The sequence below is a fragment of the Streptococcus atopicus genome (genome assembly GCF_049166725.1).
Classification (GTDB): Bacteria; Bacillota; Bacilli; order Lactobacillales; family Streptococcaceae; genus Streptococcus; species Streptococcus hominis.
This window is the reverse complement of sequence record NZ_JBMHFC010000008.1, coordinates 45,973-69,413: the sequence shown is the minus strand read 5'-3', so window position 1 is coordinate 69,413 and position 23,441 is coordinate 45,973. Positions and strand designations below refer to the sequence as shown.

General features: G+C 40.3%; 23 protein-coding genes. All 23 read left to right on the top strand.

Annotated features, from left to right (window positions below; translation table 11 throughout):
- Positions 1–3 precede the first annotated feature (3 nt).
- Positions 4–363 (top strand): MerR family transcriptional regulator, encoded by a 360-nt coding sequence (locus ACOMA9_RS06630; protein ID WP_270736912.1) that lies wholly within the window; start codon positions 4–6, stop codon positions 361–363.
- A gap of 37 nt (positions 364–400) precedes the next feature.
- Positions 401–1,747, top strand: coding sequence for a type I glutamate--ammonia ligase (glnA, locus tag ACOMA9_RS06625; RefSeq protein WP_003039195.1), 1,347 nt, complete (start codon positions 401–403; stop codon positions 1,745–1,747).
- A 184-nt stretch (positions 1,748–1,931) separates the two neighbouring features.
- Positions 1,932–2,297, top strand: a complete 366-nt coding sequence (locus tag ACOMA9_RS06620; protein ID WP_049507022.1) for a DUF1033 family protein — start codon at positions 1,932–1,934, stop codon at positions 2,295–2,297.
- 69 nt (positions 2,298–2,366) lie between these two features.
- Positions 2,367–3,308, top strand: a complete 942-nt coding sequence (gene comGA, locus ACOMA9_RS06615) for a competence type IV pilus ATPase ComGA (protein WP_151380181.1) — start codon at positions 2,367–2,369, stop codon at positions 3,306–3,308.
- Positions 3,250–4,272, top strand: a complete 1,023-nt coding sequence (gene comGB / locus ACOMA9_RS06610; RefSeq protein ID WP_247906654.1) for a competence type IV pilus assembly protein ComGB — start codon at positions 3,250–3,252, stop codon at positions 4,270–4,272. Before comGA ends, comGB begins: the two co-directional genes overlap by 59 nt.
- A complete protein-coding gene (gene comGC, locus ACOMA9_RS06605; RefSeq protein WP_003028473.1) occupies positions 4,269–4,586 on the top strand; it encodes a competence type IV pilus major pilin ComGC in 318 nt (105 codons plus the stop codon). Before comGB ends, comGC begins: the two co-directional genes overlap by 4 nt.
- Complete coding sequence (comGD, locus tag ACOMA9_RS06600; protein WP_037582611.1) at positions 4,546–4,974, top strand: competence type IV pilus minor pilin ComGD; 429 nt, start codon at positions 4,546–4,548, stop codon at positions 4,972–4,974. The genes comGC and comGD overlap by 41 nt, the downstream gene beginning before the upstream one ends.
- Positions 4,946–5,239, top strand: a complete 294-nt coding sequence (gene comGE, locus ACOMA9_RS06595) for a competence type IV pilus minor pilin ComGE (RefSeq protein ID WP_003028475.1) — start codon at positions 4,946–4,948, stop codon at positions 5,237–5,239. The genes comGD and comGE overlap by 29 nt, the downstream gene beginning before the upstream one ends.
- Positions 5,223–5,660: a competence type IV pilus minor pilin ComGF gene (gene comGF, locus ACOMA9_RS06590; protein WP_003028476.1), complete on the top strand. Its 438-nt coding sequence runs from the start codon at positions 5,223–5,225 to the stop codon at positions 5,658–5,660. The genes comGE and comGF overlap by 17 nt, the downstream gene beginning before the upstream one ends.
- Positions 5,641–5,967 (top strand): competence type IV pilus minor pilin ComGG, encoded by a 327-nt coding sequence (gene comGG, locus ACOMA9_RS06585; RefSeq protein WP_003028477.1) that lies wholly within the window; start codon positions 5,641–5,643, stop codon positions 5,965–5,967. Before comGF ends, comGG begins: the two co-directional genes overlap by 20 nt.
- 67 nt (positions 5,968–6,034) lie before the next feature.
- Positions 6,035–6,988: a class I SAM-dependent methyltransferase gene (locus tag ACOMA9_RS06580; protein WP_330945256.1), complete on the top strand. Its 954-nt coding sequence runs from the start codon at positions 6,035–6,037 to the stop codon at positions 6,986–6,988.
- Positions 6,989–7,034: 46 nt separating this feature from the next.
- On the top strand, positions 7,035–8,234 hold the full coding sequence (locus ACOMA9_RS06575) for an acetate kinase (RefSeq protein ID WP_151380179.1): 1,200 nt from the start codon (positions 7,035–7,037) through the stop codon (positions 8,232–8,234).
- Between the two features lie 388 nt (positions 8,235–8,622).
- Complete coding sequence (gene glmS / locus ACOMA9_RS06570; RefSeq protein WP_151380188.1) at positions 8,623–10,437, top strand: glutamine--fructose-6-phosphate transaminase (isomerizing); 1,815 nt, start codon at positions 8,623–8,625, stop codon at positions 10,435–10,437.
- Positions 10,438–10,879: 442 nt separating this feature from the next.
- Positions 10,880–13,012, top strand: a complete 2,133-nt coding sequence (locus ACOMA9_RS06565; RefSeq protein WP_421424972.1) for an AAA family ATPase — start codon at positions 10,880–10,882, stop codon at positions 13,010–13,012.
- 196 nt (positions 13,013–13,208) lie between these two features.
- Positions 13,209–14,669 carry a PTS ascorbate transporter subunit IIC gene (locus ACOMA9_RS06560; protein ID WP_421424971.1) on the top strand — a complete coding sequence of 487 codons (1,461 nt, stop codon included), beginning with the start codon at positions 13,209–13,211 and terminating at the stop codon, positions 14,667–14,669.
- 30 nt (positions 14,670–14,699) lie between these two features.
- Entirely contained in the window at positions 14,700–14,981 is a 282-nt protein-coding gene (locus ACOMA9_RS06555) for a PTS sugar transporter subunit IIB (RefSeq protein WP_003032305.1), read from the top strand.
- 401 nt (positions 14,982–15,382) lie between these two features.
- Positions 15,383–15,868 carry a PTS sugar transporter subunit IIA gene (locus tag ACOMA9_RS06550; RefSeq protein WP_106083497.1) on the top strand — a complete coding sequence of 162 codons (486 nt, stop codon included), beginning with the start codon at positions 15,383–15,385 and terminating at the stop codon, positions 15,866–15,868.
- A gap of 45 nt (positions 15,869–15,913) precedes the next feature.
- A complete protein-coding gene (locus ACOMA9_RS06545) occupies positions 15,914–16,579 on the top strand; it encodes a 3-keto-L-gulonate-6-phosphate decarboxylase UlaD (RefSeq protein ID WP_151379948.1) in 666 nt (221 codons plus the stop codon).
- Positions 16,580–16,582: 3 nt separating this feature from the next.
- A complete protein-coding gene (locus ACOMA9_RS06540; RefSeq protein WP_151379947.1) occupies positions 16,583–17,443 on the top strand; it encodes an L-ribulose-5-phosphate 3-epimerase in 861 nt (286 codons plus the stop codon).
- A gap of 1 nt (position 17,444) precedes the next feature.
- Positions 17,445–18,146 (top strand): L-ribulose-5-phosphate 4-epimerase, encoded by a 702-nt coding sequence (locus ACOMA9_RS06535; protein WP_247906657.1) that lies wholly within the window; start codon positions 17,445–17,447, stop codon positions 18,144–18,146.
- 196 nt (positions 18,147–18,342) lie between these two features.
- Positions 18,343–20,013, top strand: coding sequence for a BglG family transcription antiterminator (locus ACOMA9_RS06530; RefSeq protein WP_330945267.1), 1,671 nt, complete (start codon positions 18,343–18,345; stop codon positions 20,011–20,013).
- 160 nt (positions 20,014–20,173) lie between these two features.
- Complete coding sequence (ulaG, locus tag ACOMA9_RS06525) at positions 20,174–21,265, top strand: L-ascorbate 6-phosphate lactonase (protein ID WP_421424968.1); 1,092 nt, start codon at positions 20,174–20,176, stop codon at positions 21,263–21,265.
- 110 nt (positions 21,266–21,375) lie between these two features.
- Entirely contained in the window at positions 21,376–23,352 is a 1,977-nt protein-coding gene (tkt, locus tag ACOMA9_RS06520) for a transketolase (protein WP_151379946.1), read from the top strand.
- Positions 23,353–23,441: the final 89 nt, after the last annotated feature.

Below are 23,441 nucleotides of genomic sequence, written 5' to 3'. Positions count from 1 at the left end.
GCAATGAAGGAAAAAGAATTTCGTCGCAATATGGCTGTTTTTCCCATTGGTAGCGTTATGAAATTGACGGATTTAACAGCACGTCAGATTCGTTATTATGAAGATCAAGCATTGATTAAACCTGATCGAAATGAAGGAAATCGCCGCATGTATTCATTAAATGATATGGATCGCTTGTTGGAGATTAAAGATTACATTTCAGAAGGTTACAATATTGCTGCGATTAAGCGAAAATACGCCGAGCGCGAAGCGAAATACAAGAAGCCGGTGAGTGAGAAAGACGTTCGTCGAGCCCTTCATAAAGATATTTTACAACAAGGTCGCTTTGCTTCTTCCCTTCCACCATTTGGTCGTATGCATTGACCAATATTAATTTTTAAAATTTTATAAGGAGATACTCATGTCAATTACAGTAGCTGACATTCGTCGCGAAGTGAAAGAAAAAAATGTTACCTTTATCCGTTTGATGTTTTCAGACGTTCTGGGAACAATGAAAAACGTTGAAATTCCGGCGACAGATGAACAGCTGAATAAAGTTTTGTCCAACAAAGTGATGTTCGATGGTTCTTCTATCGAGGGTTTTGTGCGTATCAATGAGTCAGATATGTACCTTTATCCTGACTTGGATACATGGACGGTTTTCCCTTGGGGAGACGAAAACGGAAGTGTCGCAGGACTGATTTGCGATGTCTATACGACAGAAGGAACGCCTTTTAAAGGGGATCCGCGTGGAAATTTGAAACGCGCTTTACGTCACATGGAAGAATTAGGATTCAAATCCTTTAATTTAGGCCCTGAGCCAGAATTTTTCTTATTTAAACTTGATGAGAATGGCGATCCAACTCTTGAGGTAAATGATAAGGGCGGCTATTTTGACCTTGCGCCGACTGATTTGGCTGACAATACTCGCCGTGAAATCGTCAATGTCCTTACAACGATGGGATTTGAAGTAGAAGCCAGTCACCATGAAGTAGCAATCGGTCAGCACGAAATTGACTTTAAATACGATGAAGTGCTCCGTGCCTGTGATAAGATTCAGTTGTTTAAGCTAGTTGTTAAGACAATTGCCCGCAAGCATGGTTTGTACGCTACTTTTATGGCAAAACCAAAATTTGGTATTGCCGGTTCAGGTATGCACTGTAATATGTCACTCTTTAATCAAGATGGTCAGAATGCATTTTTTGATCCGGAAGATCCAAATGGTATGCAATTATCAGAAACAGCGTACTATTTTCTTGGTGGCTTAATTAAGCATGCTTACAATTATACAGCTATCATGAACCCAACTGTCAATTCTTACAAACGTTTGGTTCCGGGGTATGAAGCTCCTGTGTATATTGCTTGGGCAGGACGTAACCGTTCTCCGCTTGTTCGTGTGCCAGCTTCACGCGGTATGGGAACTCGTTTGGAATTGCGCTCTGTTGACCCAATGGCCAACCCTTATATCGCTATGGCGGTTCTTCTTGAAGTTGGACTTCATGGGGTTGAAAATAAAATTGAAGCCCCTGCTCCGATTGAAGAAAATATCTATGTCATGACAGCAGAAGAGCGCAAAGAAGCGGGTATTACAGACCTTCCTTCTACTCTACATAATGCAGTGAAAGCACTGACAGAAGATGAAGTTGTAAAAGCTGCACTTGGGAACCATATTTATACAAGTTTTGTAGAAGCAAAACGCATCGAATGGGCAAGCTATGCTACTTTTGTTTCCCAATGGGAAGTAGACAACTATCTTGATTTGTATTAATAAATTGGGAGCGAGGCTTAGAAAAAGTCTCGTTTTCTTGATGAATGAAAAACGACTAATCAGAATAATGCCACTTTTTTCTACAGTTTTGAGCAAATGGCGAAAAAACTTGTATAATGGAGCATATTTATTGAAAATTATGACATTTTCGGTATAATAAACAGAACAAAGGGAGGTGAAGCAGGTGTATCGTGTTATTGAAATGTATGGCAAAGATGAACCGTGGTGGTTTTTCGACGGCTGGGAAGCTAATATCGTATCAGTACAGCATTTTGATAACTATTATGCTGCTTTAAAATATTATAAACGCCAATGGCTGAAGTTGGCAGATGCTTTTCCTTTCTATAAAAGTCGAAGTGATTTGATGTCTATTTTTTGGGATGCAGGGGATTTGCGTTGGTGCGAGGAATGTGGCGACTCTGTTCAGCAGTATCATTCTCTCGCTTTGTTAGAAAATGATACTGTTATTTCCAAAGAAAAAATGCAACCGGGTTACAATAAACAAAATAGTGAAGAGGAACATCGTGCCTGCTCTCTAACATTTAAATAATTTGCAAAATGGTGATTTTTTCACCATTTTTTATTTTCTTCTGCGAATAGTATAAAGTGAGGAGGAGATATGGTTCAAAACATTGCACAGGCTATTATTTGCCAAGCTAAAAAAGAGCAGGCACAGGATATTTACGTTGTTCCAAAGGAGAATATGTATAAGCTATACATGCGAATTGGCGATGAACGGCGTTTTATCCAACAGTATGCATTTGAAGAGATGGCAGCAGTAATTAGTCATTTCAAGTTTACCGCTGGGATGAATGTCGGCGAAAAACGTAGAAGCCAGCTAGGATCTTGTGATTATCAATATGGTGATAAGAAAACGTCATTACGACTGTCAACAGTAGGGGATTATCGTGGATATGAAAGTCTGGTGATTCGTTTATTACATGATGAAGAGTCAGAGTTGAAGTTTTGGTTTGCTCAAATCCCAGAGCTCAAAGAACGATTCAAACAACGCGGACTTTATCTTTTTTCGGGACCAGTAGGGAGTGGAAAAACGACTCTCATGCACCAACTTGCCCAAGAGCGCTTTGCTGGTCAGCAAATCATGTCCATTGAAGACCCTGTTGAAATCAAGCAGCCTAGCATGTTACAGTTGCAATTAAATGAAGCGATTGGTTTGACTTATGAAAATTTGATTAAACTTTCTCTACGGCACCGACCGGATTTGCTAATCATCGGAGAAATTCGAGATGGGGAGACAGCACGGGCTGTTGTCCGAGCTAGCTTGACAGGAGTGACTGTCTTTTCAACCATTCATGCTAAAAGCGTACGAGGTGTCTATGAACGGTTGTTGGAATTGGGAGTGACAGAAGCCGAGCTGAAAATTGTCTTGCAAGGGATTTGTTACCAACGTTTAATTGCAAAAGGAGGAATAGTGGATTTTGTCAGTGAAAAGTATCAAGAACACGAGCCAAGCGACTGGAATCGACAGATTGATCAGCTTCATGCAGCAGGACATATCAATCTTGAACAAGCAGAAGCGGAAAAAATTATCCACAGTTAAGCAGAAAAAGGTCGTAGAGTTACTGAATAATCTTTTTTCTAGTGGCTTTCATTTGGCAGAAATTATCGACTTTTTGAAGCGAAGTGCCTTGTTAGAAGAAGTCTATGTGGACAGGATGAAAGAGGGGTTGTCAACAGGAAAGCCTTTTTCGGACATCATGGCAAGCTTAGGTTTTTCAGATAATGTAGTAACACAACTTTCGCTGGCAGAATTACACGGAAATCTCTCACTCAGCCTGAGTAAGATTGAGGAATACTTGGAAAATGTCTCAAAAATTAAGAAAAAGTTGGTTGAAGTGGCGACTTATCCCTTTATTTTGTTTGTCTTTTTGATATTCATTATGCTGGGGTTACGTAATTATTTACTCCCGCAACTCGATCGTCAAAATGTAGCAACGCAGATTATCAGTAATTTGCCGCAACTTTTTCTGGGTTCATTAGGAGTAGTCTTTGTTTTGTTAGCGATAGGTTTTTATTGGTTCCAAAAAAACTCAAAAATAACAACATTTGGCTTGTTAGCTCGCCTTCCCTTTTTTGGCGCTTTTATTCAAACGTATTTGACAGCTTATTATGCGAGAGAATGGGGAAATATGATTGGTCAAGGTTTAGAACTTAGTCAGATTTTTCAGATGATGCAAGGACAACGCTCTGCTATGTTTCAAGAAATTGGGAAAGATTTAGAAGTTGCACTGCAAAATGGTCAGGAATTTTCGCAAAGGGTTAAAACATACCCATTTTTTAAAAAGGAATTGGGCTTGATGATCGAATACGGCGAAGTGAAGTCTAGATTGGGGCGTGAATTAGAAGTTTATGCTCAAAAAACATGGGAGACATTTTTTAAACGTGTTCACCAAGCGATGAATGTCATCCAACCACTAGTGTTTGTCTTTGTGGCTTTAATGATTGTATTGTTGTATGCAGCCATGTTGCTGCCAATTTATCAAAATATGGAGGTTCAATTATGAAAAAATTAAAAAGTTTGAAGGTTAAAGGTTTTACTTTAGTAGAGATGTTAGTCGTGCTTCTTATCATCAGTGTTTTGATGCTCTTATTTGTACCGAATTTGACCAAGCAAAAAGAAGCGGTGACGGAAAAAGGAAATGCAGCGGTGGTAAAAGTTGTGGAAAGCCAAGCGGAGCTGTTTGAGGTCAATCACACTAATGAAAAAGCGACACTCTCAAAATTAGTCAACGAAGGTACGATTACAGACAAGCAAGCGGCATCTTATAAGGCTTACTATGCGAAACATACAAAAGAAGCTCGTTCCGTTGCAGATTAAGGGATTTACGCTTTTGGAAAGTTTGCTGACTTTATTTATAACGAGTTTCTTATTGCTTGCTGTATCGGGCTCTGTTCGTTCTTCTTTTGAACAGGTGGAAGAGCAGATTTTCTTTCTGGAGTTTGAGCATTTTTATCGGGAAAGTCAGAAGTTGAGCAGTTCAGCTCAAAGTCAATTGGACATGAATTTTTCTCGCGAGAGGATTTCCAATGGTTACAACCGTTTGGCGGTTCCTCGTTCGATTCAAGCGCCAGAAGATTTGACGCTTCATTTTGATAAGGCAGGTGGTAATTCATCGCTCGGAAAGATTGTCTTTCAGACAAAAAAGCAGACAGTTATGTATCAATTATATCTAGGAAATGGAAAATTTAAGAAAACAATGCGTTAGAGGAACAATTTTATTAGAGGCGCTGCTGGCTTTGGCTGTTTTTGCGACAATTGTGACCCTGTTGTTGGGACAAATTCACCAGTCTCGAAAAGCAGAAAATGACTTGCTTAGAGAAGAAGAAGTTTTAAGGGTAGCTAAAATGGCTTTGCAGACAAAGCAAAGCCATTTGACAATGAACGGTATTGAAGTGCGTGTTGAAACAAGTCAACAAGGTATTCAAATTTATCATGGGAAGGAGCTGATTCTCGGTGTTCAAGGCAAATAAAGTGAAAGCTTTTACCCTTTTAGAGGCTCTGATTGCCTTATTTGTACTCAGCGGAAGTGTGCTGCTTTTTCAGTCAATGACGCGTCTTCTGGCTTTTGAAGTTCAAGCCCGGCAACATAGTGAACAACGAGAATGGCTTTTGTTTGCTGATCAACTAGAAGCAGAGTTGGCTCGTTCTTCATTTGAAAAGGTGGAGAATAATCGTTTATATATGAAACAGGACGGCAAGGTGATTGCATTTGGAAAGTCAAGTGGACGTGATTTTAGAAAAACCAATGCGAATGGGAAAGGTTACCAGCCGATGGTTTATGATGTGAAAAAAGCAGAAATCTCACAGAAAAATGAGCTGATTCATGTCAGACTGACGTTTAGGCGAGGATTAGAAAGGGAGTTTGTCTATCGTGTGGAAACAGAAAGTTAAAGCGGGCATTATGCTCTATGCCCTCTTTATAGCGGCAGTTTTTAGCTTGCTTTTGCAATTTTACCTTCATCGTCAAACTGCTAATCACAGGAATTTCACCCTAAACCGAGAACGAACACAGGCTTATGCAATGGCTCTTCTAGCCAACGAAAATTCTAAGCAAAGAGAATTTGATAAAGGGCATGTCCAAGACCAAAAGGGTGAGAAAGAGCTCATCCTGACAGTAACAATGAAGTCTGGTCGCCGTTATCAATTTTCCTTTCCGACTGAAAAAGTAAAGCAGACGGGTAAAGAATTGAATAAATGATGTGCGTGCAACAGAGTAAACTCGCAAAAAAAGCTAAATTTTGGTATGATAGGGAGCGGAGGATGCTATGAATTTTGAAAAAATTGAACAGGCCTATGCGCTCTTGTTAGAAAATGTCCAAGAAATCCAAAATGAGCTTTTAACGAGCTTTTATGATGCTTTGGTAGAGCAAAATGGCAGCTATCTGGACGGGAATATCGAACTAGATAGTGTTCGACAGAATAATGAAAAACTGAAAGCGTTGAAATTAAACAAAGAAGAATGGCGACGAGCATACCAATTTTTGCTGATGAAAGCGGCTCAAACAGAGCCTTTGCAAGCCAATCATCAATTCACTCCAGATTCTATTGGATTTATCTTAGCCTTTCTCATTGATCAATTGAGTAAAAAAGAACACATTGATATTTTAGAAATTGGTAGTGGAATGGGGAATTTAGCTGAGACGATTCTCAATAATACACAAAAAAACGTGGATTATCTAGGGCTGGAATTGGACGATCTGTTAATTGATATATCAGCCAGTATCGCAGATGTGATGGATGCAAAAGTTAGTTTTGTGCAAGGTGATGCGGTGCGCCCGCAAGTATTGAAAGAAAGCGATGTGATTATCAGTGATTTACCAGTTGGCTTTTATCCTGATGATAACATTGCGGCGCGCTATGAAGTGGCTAGTACACAAGAGCATACCTATGCTCATCATCTGTTAATGGAGCAATCGCTCAAGTATCTCAAACCAGATGGCTATGCTATTTTCCTTGCCCCCAATGATTTATTGAGCAGCTCACAAAGTGATTTATTGAAGAAATGGCTACAAAAGCATGCCCAGATAGTTGCGATGATTGCATTGCCAGAAGCACTCTTTGGAAATGCCGCTTATGCCAAGACAATTTTTGTGCTGAAAAAGCAAGAAGAACAAGCTGTTCAACCGTTTGTTTATGCTTTGTCTGATTTGCAAGATCAGAACGATTTATTGGAATTTAGCGAAAAGTTTCAAAATTGGAGCAGAGAAAGTGAAATTTAAACAAGTTTTTGATATAATAAATGAAAACGCTTAAAAGAGGTAATTTATGTCAAAAACAATTTCAATCAATGCCGGAAGTTCTAGTTTAAAATGGCAATTATACGAAATGCCAGCTGAAAAGGTCATTGCCAAAGGACTGATTGAACGGATTGGTCTCAAAGACTCCATTTCAACAGTAAAATTTGGCAGTCGTGCAGAAAAGCAAATTTTGGATATTGATGACCATACGCAAGCTGTAAAAATTTTGTTAGATGACTTGATGCGCTTTGGTATTATCAAATCCTATGAAGAAATCACAGGTGTTGGACATCGTGTCGTTGCAGGTGGTGAATACTTTAAAGAATCTGCACTTGTTGATAGCGAAGAGGTGATTCAAAAAGTAGAAGAATTAGCACTTCTTGCACCACTTCATAACAAAGCGAATGCAGCAGGAATTCGTGCTTTTAAAGAATTGTTGCCGGATATTACAAGTGTTGTTGTATTTGACACATCTTTCCATACAACAATGCCAGAAAAAGCCTACCGCTATCCATTGCCAACCAAATATTATATAGAAAACAAAGTCCGGAAATATGGCGCTCATGGTACAAGTCATCAGTATGTTGCCAAGGAAGCAGCAAAGGCGCTTGGAAAGCCACTTGAAGAGTTGAAGCTAATTACTTGCCATATTGGGAATGGTGCTTCCATTACAGCGGTTGATCGAGGAATTTCTGTAGATACTTCAATGGGCTTTACTCCGCTAGGTGGCGTGATGATGGGAACTCGCACAGGGGATATTGATCCGGCGATTATTCCTTATTTGATAGAGCATACAGAAGATTTTAATACACCAGAAGACATCAATTATATTTTAAACAAACAGTCTGGGCTTCTAGGAGTATCTGAAACATCAAGTGATATGCGCGACATTATTGCAGGAATGCATGAAGGCAATCATAATTGTAAACTGGCTTTTGACATTTTTGTTGATCGCATTCAAAAACATATCGGTCAATATTTTGCTGTTTTAAATGGTGCGGATGCGATTATTTTCACAGCTGGCATCGGAGAAAATTCTGATGAGGTGCGCGAAGCTGTTATTTCAGGTCTATCGTGGTTTGGTTGTGATATTTTACCGGAAAAAAATGTACGTGGAGCTGAAGGTATCATTTCAAGTGATGCTGCTAAGGTGAAAGTACTTGTTATTCCTACAGATGAAGAATTAGTTATTGCACGTGATGTTGAGCGCTTCAAAAACCAAAAATAAAACGTTTAATTTACAAGTCATAATATTTATGAAGAGAAGCTGAGACAGACATTCATGAGGGCGCCACCCTCATGAATGTCTGTCTCACTCTCTTTCATTTTTGTGTGAAAAAAAGATTGTTGAAGTGATTACCTAATGCTCCTGAAACATAAAATGTGGATACAGATATCTGAATCAACCGTGCAGGTGGGAGAATGAGCTGTTTAAAAGTCTTTTGATTTCCTCTATACTTTCTTTTTGAACTATACCAATTTTCTTGTTGACAAATTCACAATAAAATTATATACTGATTTCGCTTATTTTGGATAGTTGTTATTAGACTATACCAATTTATAAAACGAAGGAGGAAATAGCAGACTTCTGAAAGTTGTTTGCTATAAATAATAGTATGTGTGGAATCGTTGGAGTTGTTGGAAATCGAAATGCAACAGATATTTTAATGCAAGGTCTAGAAAAATTAGAATACCGGGGTTATGATTCGGCTGGGATTTTTGTGACCAATGGGAAAACATCTAGTTTGGTGAAATCAGTTGGTCGCATAGCTGATCTTCGTGCAAAAATCGGGATTGACGTGGCTGGAACTGCTGGTATTGGGCATACACGCTGGGCAACGCATGGAAAACCAAGCGAAAGCAATGCGCATCCACATACTTCTCAAACTGGACGCTTTGTTTTGGTGCATAATGGTGTGATTGAAAATTACCTTGACATCAAGAACACTTATCTCGCTGGACATGATTTAAAAGGTCAAACGGATACAGAAATTGCGGTTCACTTGATTGGAAAATTCGTTGAGGAAGAGGATTTATCAGTTCTTGAAGCATTCAAAAAAGCTCTTCATATTATCGAAGGCTCTTATGCTTTTGCTTTGATTGATGCAAAAGATGCAGATACAGTTTATGTTGCCAAAAATAAATCCCCTCTTTTGGTTGGCTTAGGAGAAGGCTACAATATGGTCTGCTCAGATGCTATGGCAATGATTCGTGAAACAAGTGAATTTATGGAAATTCACGACAAAGAATTGGTCATTGTGACAAAAGACAATGTCCAAGTGCAAGACTATGACGGTAATCCTATTGAGCGTGAAAGCTACACGGCAGAGCTTGATTTGTCTGACATTGGTAAAGGCACTTATCCTTACTACATGTTGAAGGAGATTGATGAGCAGCCAACTGTGATGCGCAAACTCATTCAAGCTTACACCGATGAAAATGATCAAGTTTCAGTAGATCCAGCCATTATCAAAGCTGTTCAAGAAGCGGACCGTTTGTACATTCTTGCGGCTGGGACATCTTACCATGCTGGTTTTGCGACCAAGCGCATGCTAGAAGAATTAACGGATACACCGGTCGAATTGGGAATTTCTTCTGAGTGGGGCTACAGATGGCCATTGCTTAGCAAGAAACCAATGTTTATCTTGATTAGCCAATCTGGCGAAACAGCCGACAGCCGTCAGGTCTTGGTCAAAGCCAATGCTATGGGAATTCCAAGCTTGACGGTGACCAATGTACCGGGTTCAACGTTGTCTCGTGAAGCGACTCACACGATGCTACTTCATGCAGGACCAGAGATTGCGGTTGCTTCTACAAAAGCCTACACAGCACAAATCGCGACTCTTGCATTCCTTGCGAAAGCAGTTGGAGATGCTAATGGCAATGAAAAAGCGAAAACGTTTGATTTAGTGCATGAATTATCCATTGTAGCGCAAGCAATTGAAGCTACACTATCTGAAAAAGACGGTATTGACGAAAAAGTACGCGATCTGCTCGCTACAACACGCAATGCTTTCTATATCGGTCGTGGTCAAGATTATTATGTTGCTATGGAAGCTAGTCTAAAGTTAAAGGAAATTTCCTATATCCAGTGTGAAGGATTTGCTGCGGGAGAGTTAAAACACGGTACCATTTCCTTGATTGAAGACGGTACGCCGGTATTAGCCTTGATTTCTTCTGATGAGCAATTGGCCAGCCATACTCGTGGAAATGTGTCAGAGGTCGTAGCACGTGGTGCAAATGTCTTGACCATTGTGGAAGAAAACGTGGCAAAAGAAGGGGACGATATTGTTTTGATGTCTGTTCATCCATATTTATCACCAATTTCTATGGTTGTGCCGACGCAGTTGATTGCTTACTTCGCAACCCTACATCGTGGACTTGATGTGGATAAGCCACGGAACTTGGCTAAATCTGTAACAGTTGAATAATACCTATGAAGAATCATCAAGTGTTGGCTTGGTGATTTTTTTCCCATTGAGATAAAGTGGAAGTCTGATTTAAAAAATTATGTAAAACATAAAATTTTAAACTAGAAATTAAACTAGAAAGACTAATATTAAAGTAAATCAGTCAGAAAAGAAAAACCAAAATTATGTAAATTTTTTCTAAAAATCTATTGACTTTTTTGTTGTTATAGTATATAATTACATTTGTAAACGGGAATAAAGTCCGTTACACTCGCTCAAACAAGATGAAATTATTAGCTGTGTTCAGTTAAAAGGATTTCATCTCTATTTTGGGAGAGGATTAAAATTATGTAAACTATTGACTGCCTTTTATAAATATAAATCCAAAAGATAGAGTTGCTCACTTTGTCTTATATTTTAAGCAGTTGCAAAAATTATGTAAAATAACAAGTGAGGTACAGATATGAACAACAACTACAACAACTTTGATAACATGGATGATCTTTTCAACCAATTGATGGGAAGAATGGGCGGTTTTAATAGTGAAAATCGACGTTATCTCATCAATGGACGTGAAGTAACACCAGAAGAATTTGCACAATATCGTGCAACAGGTAAATTACCGAAGCAAGTAGCGGAAGGTCAGACATCACAAATGCAAGGACAAGCAGGTGCTCCAAAGCAAGATGGCATTTTAGCAAAATTGGGTCGCAATTTGACAGAAGAAGCGCGCCAGAATATGCTGGATCCCGTTATTGGACGCAATAAGGAAATTCAAGAAACAGCAGAAATTCTGTCTCGTCGGACGAAGAATAATCCAGTGCTAGTCGGAGATGCTGGGGTTGGTAAGACCGCAGTTGTCGAAGGTTTGGCACAAGCGATTGTCAACGGCGATGTCCCTGCTGCTATTAAAAATAAGGAAATTATTTCTGTAGATATTTCTGGCTTAGAAGCAGGTACGCAATATCGCGGTAGCTTTGAAGAAAATATTCAAAATTTAGTATCTGAAGTGAAAGAGGCCGGCAATATCATTCTCTTCTTTGATGAAATTCATCAAATTCTCGGTGCTGGAAGCACAGGCGGTGATAGTGGATCAAAAGGTCTAGCAGATATTTTGAAACCAGCTTTATCTCGTGGAGATTTAACGGTGATTGGTGCGACGACGCAAGATGAATACCGCAATACCATTTTGAAAAATGCGGCTTTGGCTCGTCGTTTCAATGAAGTAAAAGTAAATGCTCCGTCTGCAGAAGATACTTATAAGATTTTGCAAGGGATTCGTGATTTGTACGAAAAACACCACAATGTCATCTTGCCAGATGAAGTGTTAAAAGCAGCTGTGGATTATTCGATTCAATACATTCCGCAACGCAGTTTACCAGATAAAGCGATTGACCTAGTGGATGTGACAGCGGCTCACTTGGCAGCTCAACACCCCGTTACAGATGTACATGCAGTAGAACATGAGATCGCAGAACAAAAGGCCAAACAAGAAGCTGCGGTTGAAAAAGAAGATTTTGAAACAGCTTTGAATGCTAAGATGCGCATTGAAGAGTTGGAAAAGAAGATTGAAAATCATACGGAAGATATGAAAGTGACAGCAACTGTCAATGATGTGGCAGAATCTGTAGAGCGCATGACGGGTATTCCTGTTTCTCAAATGGGCAGCAGCGATATTGAGCGCTTGAAAGAAATGAATGCGCGCTTGAAGACAAAAGTCATTGGACAAAATGAAGCAGTTGAAGCGGTGGCGCGCGCTATTCGTCGGAATCGTGCAGGTTTTGATGAAGGAAACCGTCCAATTGGTAGCTTCCTCTTTGTCGGCCCGACTGGTGTTGGAAAAACAGAGCTAGCGAAGCAATTAGCGCTTGATATGTTTGGTACTAAAGAAGCCATTATCCGTTTGGACATGTCTGAATACTCTGACCGCACGGCTGTGTCGAAGTTGATTGGTACAACAGCTGGTTATGTGGGATATGATGACAACAGCAATACCTTGACAGAACGTGTTCGTCGGAATCCATACTCAATCATTTTACTAGACGAAATTGAAAAGGCCGATCCACAAGTCATCACGCTGTTACTGCAAGTCTTAGATGATGGTCGTTTGACAGATGGACAAGGAAATACTGTCAACTTTAAGAATACGGTTATTATCGCTACTTCTAACGCAGGATTTGGCTACGAAAGCTTTACAGGTGACGAAGAAAAAGATATGAAAATTATGGATCGATTGAAACCATACTTCCGTCCAGAATTCTTGAACCGGTTCAATGCGGTTATTGAATTCTCACATCTTGGTAAGGAAGACTTGGCTGAAATTGTAGAATTGATGCTGGCTGAAGTCAACCAAACGCTTGATAAAAAAAGCATCACTCTGACGGTAACGGATGCCGCAAAAGCTTATCTAGCAGAAGAAGGTTATGATGAAGTCATGGGTGTTCGTCCGCTTCGCCGTGTGATTGAACAACAAATTCGTGACAAAGTAACAGATTATCATCTGGATCATTTGGATGTGAAACATCTCTTAGCTGACCTGAAAGATGGTGAATTAGTCATTGAGGAAGCAACAGATGATTCAGCTACAAAAGCATAATTCTCCAGAGAAGTGGGCAGTTTCCTATGATTGTAGAACAATCGTAGAAGCTGTTCAGCTTCTTTTTTTATTCCCCATATTTTTCACAGTCCAAGAGTGAACAGTTGCTTGTGTAATTCTTGGTCTTTTTGTTACCGCTTACACGGTTTATAATAAGTTTATAAAGAATAAATAAAATAGAAAAAGGAGAGTTAAAATGAACATCATTTTAAATATTCTGAACTGGTTCTCGCAAAATATTTTGCAGAATCCGGCCTTCTTTGTAGGTCTCTTGGTTCTCATTGGCTATGCGTTATTGAAAAAACCAGCGCATGATGTCTATGCTGGTTTCATCAAAGCGACAGTTGGTTATATGCTGCTGAACGTTGGGGCTGGAGGTTTGGTAACAACTTTCCGTCCGATTTTAGCGGCTCTGAACTTTAAGTTTAAGATTGGTGCAGCGGTAATTGACCCTTACTTTGGATTAACAGCGGCAAATACAAAGATTGCAGAGGAATTTCCGAACTTTGTCGGAGCAGCAACAACGGCGCTGTTGATTGGTTTTGGTGTCAATATCTTGCTCGTTGCTCTTCGGAAAATTACAAAAGTGCGGACGCTGTTCATTACAGGTCATATCATGGTTCAACAAGCAGCGACTGTTTCATTGATGGTTCTTCTCCTTGTTCCTCAATTGCGGAATAGCTGGGGTGTGCTGGCAATTGGTGTCATCTGTGGACTTTACTGGGCAGTCAGCTCCAATATGACAGTAGAAGCTACTCAACGTCTGACAGGTGGCGGTGGTTTTGCGATTGGTCACCAACAACAATTTGCGATTTGGTTTGTGGATAAAGTTGCAGGTAAATTTGGTAAGAAGGAAGAAAATCTTGATAACTTGAAATTACCAAAATTCCTGTCTATTTTCCATGATACAGTGGTTGCATCTGCAACTTTGATGCTAGTCTTCTTTGGATCAATCCTCCTAATCTTGGGTCCGGATATCATGTCCAATGCAAAAGTCATTACATCAGGTACAGTTTACAACCCTGCTAAGCAAGATTTTTACATGTATATCATTCAAACAGCCTTTACTTTCTCAGTTTATCTCTTTGTCTTGATGCAAGGGGTGCGGATGTTTGTAACAGAATTGACGAATGCCTTCCAAGGTATCTCTAACAAATTACTTCCTGGTTCATTCCCAGCTGTGGACGTTGCGGCTTCTTATGGATTTGGTTCTCCAAACGCGGTGCTTTCAGGATTTGCTTTTGGTTTAATTGGTCAGTTGATTACCATTATGCTCTTAATTATCTTTAAGAATCCAATTCTGATTATCACTGGTTTCGTTCCAGTATTCTTTGATAATGCAGCGATTGCAGTTTATGCAGATAAGCGCGGCGGCTGGAAAGCGGCGGTTATCCTGTCCTTTATTTCAGGTGTATTACAAGTAGCGCTTGGTGCTCTCTGTGTGGCACTTCTTGGTCTAGCTTCTTACGGTGGTTACCATGGAAATATTGACTTTGAATTCCCTTGGCTTGGTTTTGGTTATCTTTTCAAATATCTTGGTATTGTAGGTTACATTCTTGTTTGTGTATTCTTGCTGATTATTCCGCAGTTGCAATTTGCCAAAGCAAAAGATAAGGAAGCATACTACCGTGGTGATGTTCAAGCGGAAGAAGAATAAAAATAGATTTAATTAACGGAGGAAAATAATATGGTTAAGGTATTAACAGCATGCGGAAATGGTATGGGTTCATCTATGGTGATTAAGATGAAAGTAGAAAACGCTCTACGTAAACTAGGGCAAACAGATTTTACTGTCAATTCATGCAGTGTGGGCGAAGCTAAAAGTTTAGCTTCTGGTTATGATATTGTCATTGCCTCTCTTCATTTGATTCATGAATTGGATGGACGGACAAATGGTAAATTGATTGGTCTGGATAATCTGATGGACGACAAAGAAATTACTGAAAAATTATCACAAGTATTGGAATGATGCGGTTAGAGGTTCGTCTCAGCCTCGTCGCTTAAGAAATTGATATAGAGGCTGAGCAAAAAGTATTTTATTCTCTATCTCATTTAATATTAAACGAATGACGCAGTAGGTGATTGGACTCTTCATTCACTTTTCAAGCTCGGAAGAGCACCTTTGAAGAAAACGAAGTTTTCTTCATCTACAATCTTAAACAGCTTGATAAGTGTTTAAGCACCTTTGCGGGGGTGGGACTACGAACTTAAAATTTTCAAGATAAGTTCTGTCCCACTCCCATTCGCTTAAAAGGATGTGTGAAGCTAAAAACGTGGAAAAGCTTGGAATTCGTTGTGCTCGTCAAATAGTACAGAATTTCATGCGCACCACCTGTTTTGAGCTTCCATTTCCAACGAAAGGAAGAAACAATGAATTTAAAGCAAGCATTGATTGAAAACAAGTCCATTCGGTTGGGTCTTTCTGCTTCGACTTGGCAAGAAGCAATTAAACTTTCTGTTGACCCATTGATTGAAAGTGGGGCTGTCAAACCTGAATATTATAATGCCATTATCGAATCCACAGAAGGCTATGGGCCTTACTATATTTTGATGCCAGGTATGGCGATGCCGCATGCTCGTCCAGAAGCTGGTGTGCAAAGAGATGCCTTTTCTTTAGTGACTTTGAAAGAACCTGTAACCTTCTCAGACGGAAAAGATGTGAGTGTCTTGTTAGCTCTTGCGGCAACGAGTTCAAAAATTCATACGAGTGTTGCCATTCCGCAGATTATCGCCCTGTTTGAATTGGAAAATTCTATTGACCGCCTATTAGCATGTCAAACAGAAGCAGAAGTTCTAGCTTTGATTGATGAGTCAAAAAATAGTCCATATTTAGAAGGATTAGATTTAGATAGTTAGTAACTGGTTTGATTTAAGCCATTAGAAAATAGAAAGAGAAAAATTATGACAAAACGATTACCGAATTTACAAGTAGCACTGGATCATTCTGATTTGCAAGGAGCTATTAAAGCAGCTGTCTCGGTAGGTCATGAAGTAGATGTTATTGAAGCAGGAACGGTTTGTCTCTTGCAAGTCGGCAGTGAGCTAGTAGAAGTGTTGCGCAGTTTATTTCCGGATAAAATCATCGTTGCAGATACCAAGTGTGCTGACGCTGGTGGTACGGTTGCCAAAAATAATGCCGTTCGCGGAGCGGACTGGATGACTTGCATTTGCTGTGCAACAATTCCAACTATGAAAGCCGCTCTAAAAGCGATTCAAGAAGAACGTGGCGAGCGCGGTGAGATTCAAATTGAACTTTACGGCGATTGGACTTATGAGCAAGCTCAGACTTGGCTTGATGCTGGCATTTCACAAGCCATTTATCACCAATCACGCGATGCCCTTCTTGCCGGCGAAACTTGGGGTGAAAAAGATCTCAATAAAGTTAAGAAATTGATTGAAATGGGTTTCCGTGTGTCTGTGACAGGTGGGCTTAATGTAGACACACTCAAACTTTTTGAAGGAGTGGATGTCTTTACCTTTATTGCTGGACGCGGAATAACAGAAGCTGAAAATCCAGCAGCAGCTGCGCGTGCTTTCAAAGACGAAATCAAGCGAATCTGGGGGTAAGTCATGGCACGTCCAATTGGAATTTATGAAAAGGCGACACCGAAACATTTTTCTTGGCAAGAACGGTTAGAATTTGCCAAAGAAATGGGCTTTGATTTTGTGGAAATGTCGGTTGATGAGTCAGATGCTCGGCTGGCACGTCTCACTTGGTCCAAAAAAGAACGTCTAGAGCTTGTCAAAGCCATCTATGATACCGGTGTGCGGATTCCCAGCATATGCTTTAGCGGTCATCGGCGTTATCCATTAGGCTCAAACAATCCTGAACTAGAAGCCAAATCGCTTGAAACGATGAAACAATGTATCGAGTTAGCACAGGATTTAGGTGTGCGGGTCATTCAATTAGCGGGTTATGATGTTTATTACGAAGAGAAATCACCTGAAACGCGTGCTCGTTTCTTAAAAAATCTGCGTCTAGCATGTGATTGGGCTGAACAGGCACAAGTTATGTTGGCGATTGAAATCATGGATGATCCATTTATCAACAGCATTGAGAAGTATTTGACTGTGGAAAAAGAAATCAATTCACCTTATCTCTTTGTCTATCCAGATACAGGCAATGTTTCTGCTTGGCACAATGACCTTAGGAGTGAATTTTACCTTGGTCATCAGGCAATTGCTGCGCTGCACTTAAAAGATACCTATGCCGTGACGGAGCATTCTAAAGGGCAATTTCGAGATGTACCTTTTGGCAAAGGTTGTGTCAATTGGGAAGAAATGTTTGCCATTTTGAAAAAAACTAACTACCAAGGACCGTTCTTGATTGAAATGTGGTCTGAGAATTGCGAAACGGTGGAAGAAACCAAAGCTGCTATCAAAGAAGCGCAAGATTTCCTTTATCCACTCATTAAGAAAGCGGGGTTATGAAATGTTAGTACCAGAATTACGAGAACGTGTTTATAAAGCCAATATGGCGCTTCCAGAGCATGGTTTGGTGAAGTTTACTTGGGGAAATGTTTCGGCGATTGACCGTGAGAAGGGCTTGATTGCCATCAAACCTTCTGGTGTAGCGTATGAAAAATTATCTCCAGAAAATATGGTTGTGACTGATTTGGACGGTAATATTGTCGAAGGAGACCTGAATCCGTCGTCAGATTTGCCAACGCATGTGGAGCTGTACAAAGCATTTCAAGAAGTGGGTGGCATTGTTCATACGCACTCGACAGAAGGAGTGGCTTGGGCGCAGGCGGGACGCGATATTCCATGCTATGGCACCACGCATGCTGATACTTTCTACGGTCCAATTCCATGCGCTCGTGCCTTGACACCAGAGGAAATCAATGGCGAGTACGAAAAAGAAACTGGGAAAGTCATTATCGAAGAATTTGCCAAACGTGGCTTAGATCCGCTCGCAGTAGCAGGTGTAACCGTCCGCAATCACGGACCATTTGCTTGGGGCAAGGACGAAAAAGCGGCCGTCTATAATGCAGTTGTCCTTGAAGAAGCCGCTCGTATGGCACGCTACACAGAAGCTATCAATCCAGAAGTGATGGAAGTGCCGCAAGATCTTAAAGATAAGCATTACCTGCGAAAACATGGAAAGAATGCTTACTACGGACAGAAAAAATAATTATGAAAAATCAAGGAGAAGGACGACTACCATGATTGAGAGCAGTCATGATGCCGGTTCCTCGCCTTGCTTTTCTCATTTTGCTATGAAAAAGCGCTAAAAATGACCAAAATAACGAATAAATTCTTTCGATTTCATGTGAATGATGTGTGAAAAGATGTTATAATGGTTTGCAATCCCTTTCAAGGAGTAAATGATGATATTATTGGATCAAACAAGTTGTGACTTACTAAAATACCTCATTCAGTTGGAAGAGCCAGAAACGATTATGACCATTTCACGGGCAACCAATCAATCGCGGAGGAAAATCTATTATCATTTAGAAAAAATCAATGATGCCTTAGCTGATGCTGGCGAAGTCATTAGCAGCCGTCCGAGAGTAGGGATTGTCTTAACTGCACAGCAAAAGGAATTATGCCAATCCTTGCTGGAAGGAGTCGATTCTTATAGTTATGTCATGAGCATGACCGAGCGCATGCAGCTGACTGTGCTTTATATCTGTATTGCTAAGGAGCGTGTGACTATTGAAAAACTGATGGAATTGACAGAGGTATCTCGGAATACGGTTCTCAATGATTTGAATGAAATCCGCAATCAGTTGGCTTCGGAGCAGTATCAAGTCAATCTCGCTTCCACGAAAGCGCAAGGATATTTTTTAAAATGTCATCCACTCAATAAAATCCAATATGTTCATTCTCTCTTGTATCACATTTTCGTAGAGGGGAATCATAGCTTTGTGATGATTTTGACAGAAAAGATAAAAGAATTTATCGGAGAAGATTTACTTTTGTCCGATGAATTGCAAGATTTTCTCAATCAAAGAGTGCAAGATGTGGAGCAGGATTTAGGCAAGAAAATCAATCGTCATGAAATCAAATTCATGCTACAAGTTTTGCCCTATCTGCTGTTGAGCTGTCGCAATATGGCTTTAAATGAGGAAGAGCAGGAAGACTTGAAGCGTGAGTTTACCTTGATTCGCAAGCGGATAGAATACCAAGCAGCCAAGAATTTGAATAGTAATTTACAGGCAATATTTGGCTTGCAATTAAATGATATTGAAATTTCTCTCTTAGCCGTTCTTTTGCTTTCTTACCGAAAGGACAGGGATATTCATGCAACCAGTCAAGATTTTGTCCAATTAAAAGAAGCGATTGATGAGTTTATCTGGCGTTTTGAAGTTAGTTCGCACTTTGAAATTGAAAATAAAGAAGATTTGTTGCGAAATTTATTGACGCACTGCAAGGCTTTGCTGTTTCGTAAAACCTACGGTATTCTGTCTAAAAATCCATTGACACGACAGATCAAGGAAAAATATGCAGATTTGTTTGCAGTCACCAAGTCTTGCTCTGTGATTTTGGAGGAAGCATGGCTTATTTCACTAACTGATGATGAAGTTGCTTATCTTGCTCTTCATATGGGTGGATTCTTAAAACATAATCGTGCTGAAAAACAAGATGCCAAACGGATTTATTTAGTCTGTGATGAAGGAGTAGCTGTGCAGAAATTGCTACTCAAACAGTGCTTGTATCATTTACCAAATGAAAATTTAAGTGCTGTTTTTACGACAGAGCAATTCAAAAGTGTTGAAGACATTTTAAATGTGGATTTATTAATTACGACAAATGACGGATTGGAAACCACTCTGCCAACGATCCAGGTTCAGCCCATTTTGGACTACGAGGACGTATTGAATATTACTTCTTTTGTGAAAGATCAAACTCTTTCTACTAAAGGCGTGCGATTTAGTCAAGATTTAGAACGACTTTTGTCACAATACCTCAAGGATTCAACGCGTACACAAGAGCTGAAAAATAAAATTCAAAAACTTGTCAACGAAGAATTATTATCAACTTCAACGGAAGAATGAAAGAATAAGATGACTGGCTAGGGATAAAATTCCCGGCTTTTTTAGTTGTGAAAAATAGTCCAATCTTGAACACAGACATGTGCTTTATTTGGTCTTTTTTAATCTATTGAAGGGAGCTATACTAAGAATGTAGAATAAAATATCTTGAGGAGGATAAGCAATGCCAAATGTAAAAGAAATCACAAGAGAATCTTGGATTTTATCCACTTTCCCAGAATGGGGAACATGGCTCAATGAAGAAATTGAAGAAGAAGTTGTGCCAGAAGGTAACTTTGCTATGTGGTGGTTAGGGAATTGTGGTGTTTGGATTAAGACCCCAGGTGGTGCTAATGTGGTCATGGATCTCTGGTCCAACCGCGGAAAATCAACCAAAAGGGTCAAAGACATGGTGCGTGGTCACCAAATGGCCAATATGGCTGGTGTCTGCAAATTGCAACCAAATCTCCGTGTGCAACCAATGGTGATTGACCCATTTGCGATTAATGAACTGGACTATTATCTGGTATCGCATTTCCACAGCGACCATATTGACATCAATACTGCTGCAGCTATCGTCAATAATCCAAAATTAAATCATGTGAAATTTGTCGGTCCTTACGAATGTGGCGAAATTTGGAAAAAATGGGGTGTTCCAGAAGAACGCATTATGATTATCAAACCGGGTGAAAGCTTTGAGTTTAAAGATATAAAGGTTACAGCTGTGGAATCCTTTGACCGAACCTGCTTAGTGACACTTCCAGTTGATGGTGCGGATGCTCAAGACGGTGAGCTGAAGGGGCTTGCTGTAACTGACGAAGAAATGGCGCGTAAAGCAGTCAACTACGTCTTTGAAACACCGGGCGGTACGATTTATCATGGTGCAGATTCTCACTTCTCAAATTATTTTGCTAAACACGGAAAAGATTTCAAGATTGATGTGGCTATTAATAACTACGGTGATAACCCAATCGGTATTCAAGATAAGATGACTTCGATTGATTTGCTTCGTATGGCTGAAAACCTTCGTGCCAAAGTTATTATTCCGGTTCATTATGATATCTGGTCTAACTTCATGGCTTCAACGGACGAGATTTTAGCCCTCTGGAAAATGCGCAAAGAGCGCTTGCAATATCAATTCCATCCATTCATTTGGGAAGTTGGCGGTAAATACACTTATCCGCAAGACAAAGACAGAATTGAATACCACCATCCACGTGGTTTTGATGATTGCTTCGAGCACGATTCAAATATTCAATTTAAGGCTTTACTATAAAAAATTAAGTGGGAATTATCCGTATACATTGCGATATGCGGATAATTTTCATATAATGATAGTGTAGAATAACTGCTACTGAAAGGGTAGTATTATAAAAGGAGAATTCAATGTCAAATTTATCTGTCAATGCCATTCGTTTTTTGGGAATTGATGCTATTGAAAAATCAAAATCTGGGCATCCAGGTGTTGTCATGGGAGCAGCACCGATGGCTTATGACTTGTTTACCAAGCAAATGCGTGTGAATCCAGAAGTGCCAAATTGGATTAATCGCGATCGTTTTGTCTTATCAGCAGGTCACGGGTCTATGTTGCTCTATGCACTTCTTCACTTGTCTGGTTTTCAAGATGTCACTATGGACGAAATCAAGAACTTCCGTCAATGGGGTTCTAAGACGCCTGGACATCCAGAATTTGGACACACGGCTGGCGTAGATGCGACAACTGGCCCCCTCGGTCAAGGAATTTCGATGGCAACTGGTTTTGCGCAAGCAGAACGTTTCCTAGCTGCTAAGTATAACCGTGAAGGCTATACGATCTTTGACCACTATACGTATGTCATCTGTGGTGACGGGGACTTAATGGAAGGTGTGTCTGCTGAAGCGGCTTCTTATGCTGGACTGCAAAAGCTAGATAAGCTCATCGTTCTTTATGATTCAAACGACATCAATTTGGACGGAGAAACGAAGGATTCCTTTACAGAAAGCGTTCGTGACCGTTACAATGCTTACGGTTGGCACACAGCTTTGGTTAAAGATGGAACAGACTTAGAAGCAATCAATGCGGCGATTGAAGCTGCAAAAGTTTCTGGCAAACCGTCATTGATTGAAGTCAAAACGGTGATTGGTTATGGCTCGCCAAATAAACAAGGGACAAATGCTGTTCATGGAGCTCCTCTTGGTGCAGAAGAAGCAGCCGCTACTCGCAAAGCTCTTGCTTGGGATTACGCACCATTCGAAATTCCTGAAGAAGTCTACGAAGATTATCGGGTCAATGTTGCAGAACGTGGCAAAGCTGCCTATGATGCTTGGGAAAAACTCGTTGAAGAATACAAACAAGCCTATCCTGACTTAGCTGATGAAGTTGCTGCCATTATTGCTGGACAAGATCCAGTTGAGATCAAGCCAGAAGATTTCCCAGTAGTAGAAACAGGTCTCTCACAAGCTACTCGTAATTCTAGCCAAGATGCTTTAAATGCCGCAGCAAAAGTTCTCCCAACTTTCCTTGGCGGCTCTGCTGACCTCGCTCATTCTAATATGACTTACATCAAAGAAGACGGCTTGCAAGACGATGCTCACCGCCTTAACCGCAATATTCAATTCGGTGTGCGTGAATTTGCTATGGGAACTATTTTGAATGGTATGGCACTTCACGGGGGACTTCGTGTTTATGGTGGTACATTCTTTGTCTTTTCAGACTATGTTAAAGCGGCTGTTCGCTTGTCAGCTCTTCAAGGCTTACCTGTGACCTATGTCTTTACACATGACTCAATCGCAGTTGGTGAAGACGGACCAACTCATGAGCCGATTGAGCATTTGGCTGGACTTCGTGCCATTCCAAACCTCAATGTTTTGCGCCCAGCAGATGCACGTGAAACACAGGCTGCTTGGTACTTGGCACTCAAGAGTCAATCAACTCCAACAGCTTTGGTTCTCACACGTCAAAACTTGACAGTTGAAGCTGGAACTGACTTTGATAAGGTGGCGAAAGGAGCTTATGTTGTATATGAGACAGCAGGTGGCTTTGATACAATTCTTCTGGCATCTGGTTCTGAAGTCAACTTAGCTGTTGCAGCTGCTAAAGAGTTGGAAGCACAAGGAGAGAAAGTTCGCGTTGTCAGCGTACCGTCAACAGACATCTTTGATGTACAAGATGCTGCTTACAAAGAAGAAATTTTACCAAATGCAGTTCGTCGCCGTGTTGCAATCGAAATGGCTGCAACCCAGTCTTGGTACAAATATGTCGGACTTGACGGAGCTGTTATCGGTATTGACAAATTCGGTGCTTCTGCCCCAGCTGCTAAGGTGATGGAAGAATATGGCTTCACCGTTGCTCATATCGCAGAAGTTGTGAAAAACTTGAAATAATGGTGATAAAGAGAAAAAACCGAGGCTTGCTTTGCTTCGGTTTTTCTAACTAGAAATGCTATAATGAAAATAGAAAATTCTATCTCGGA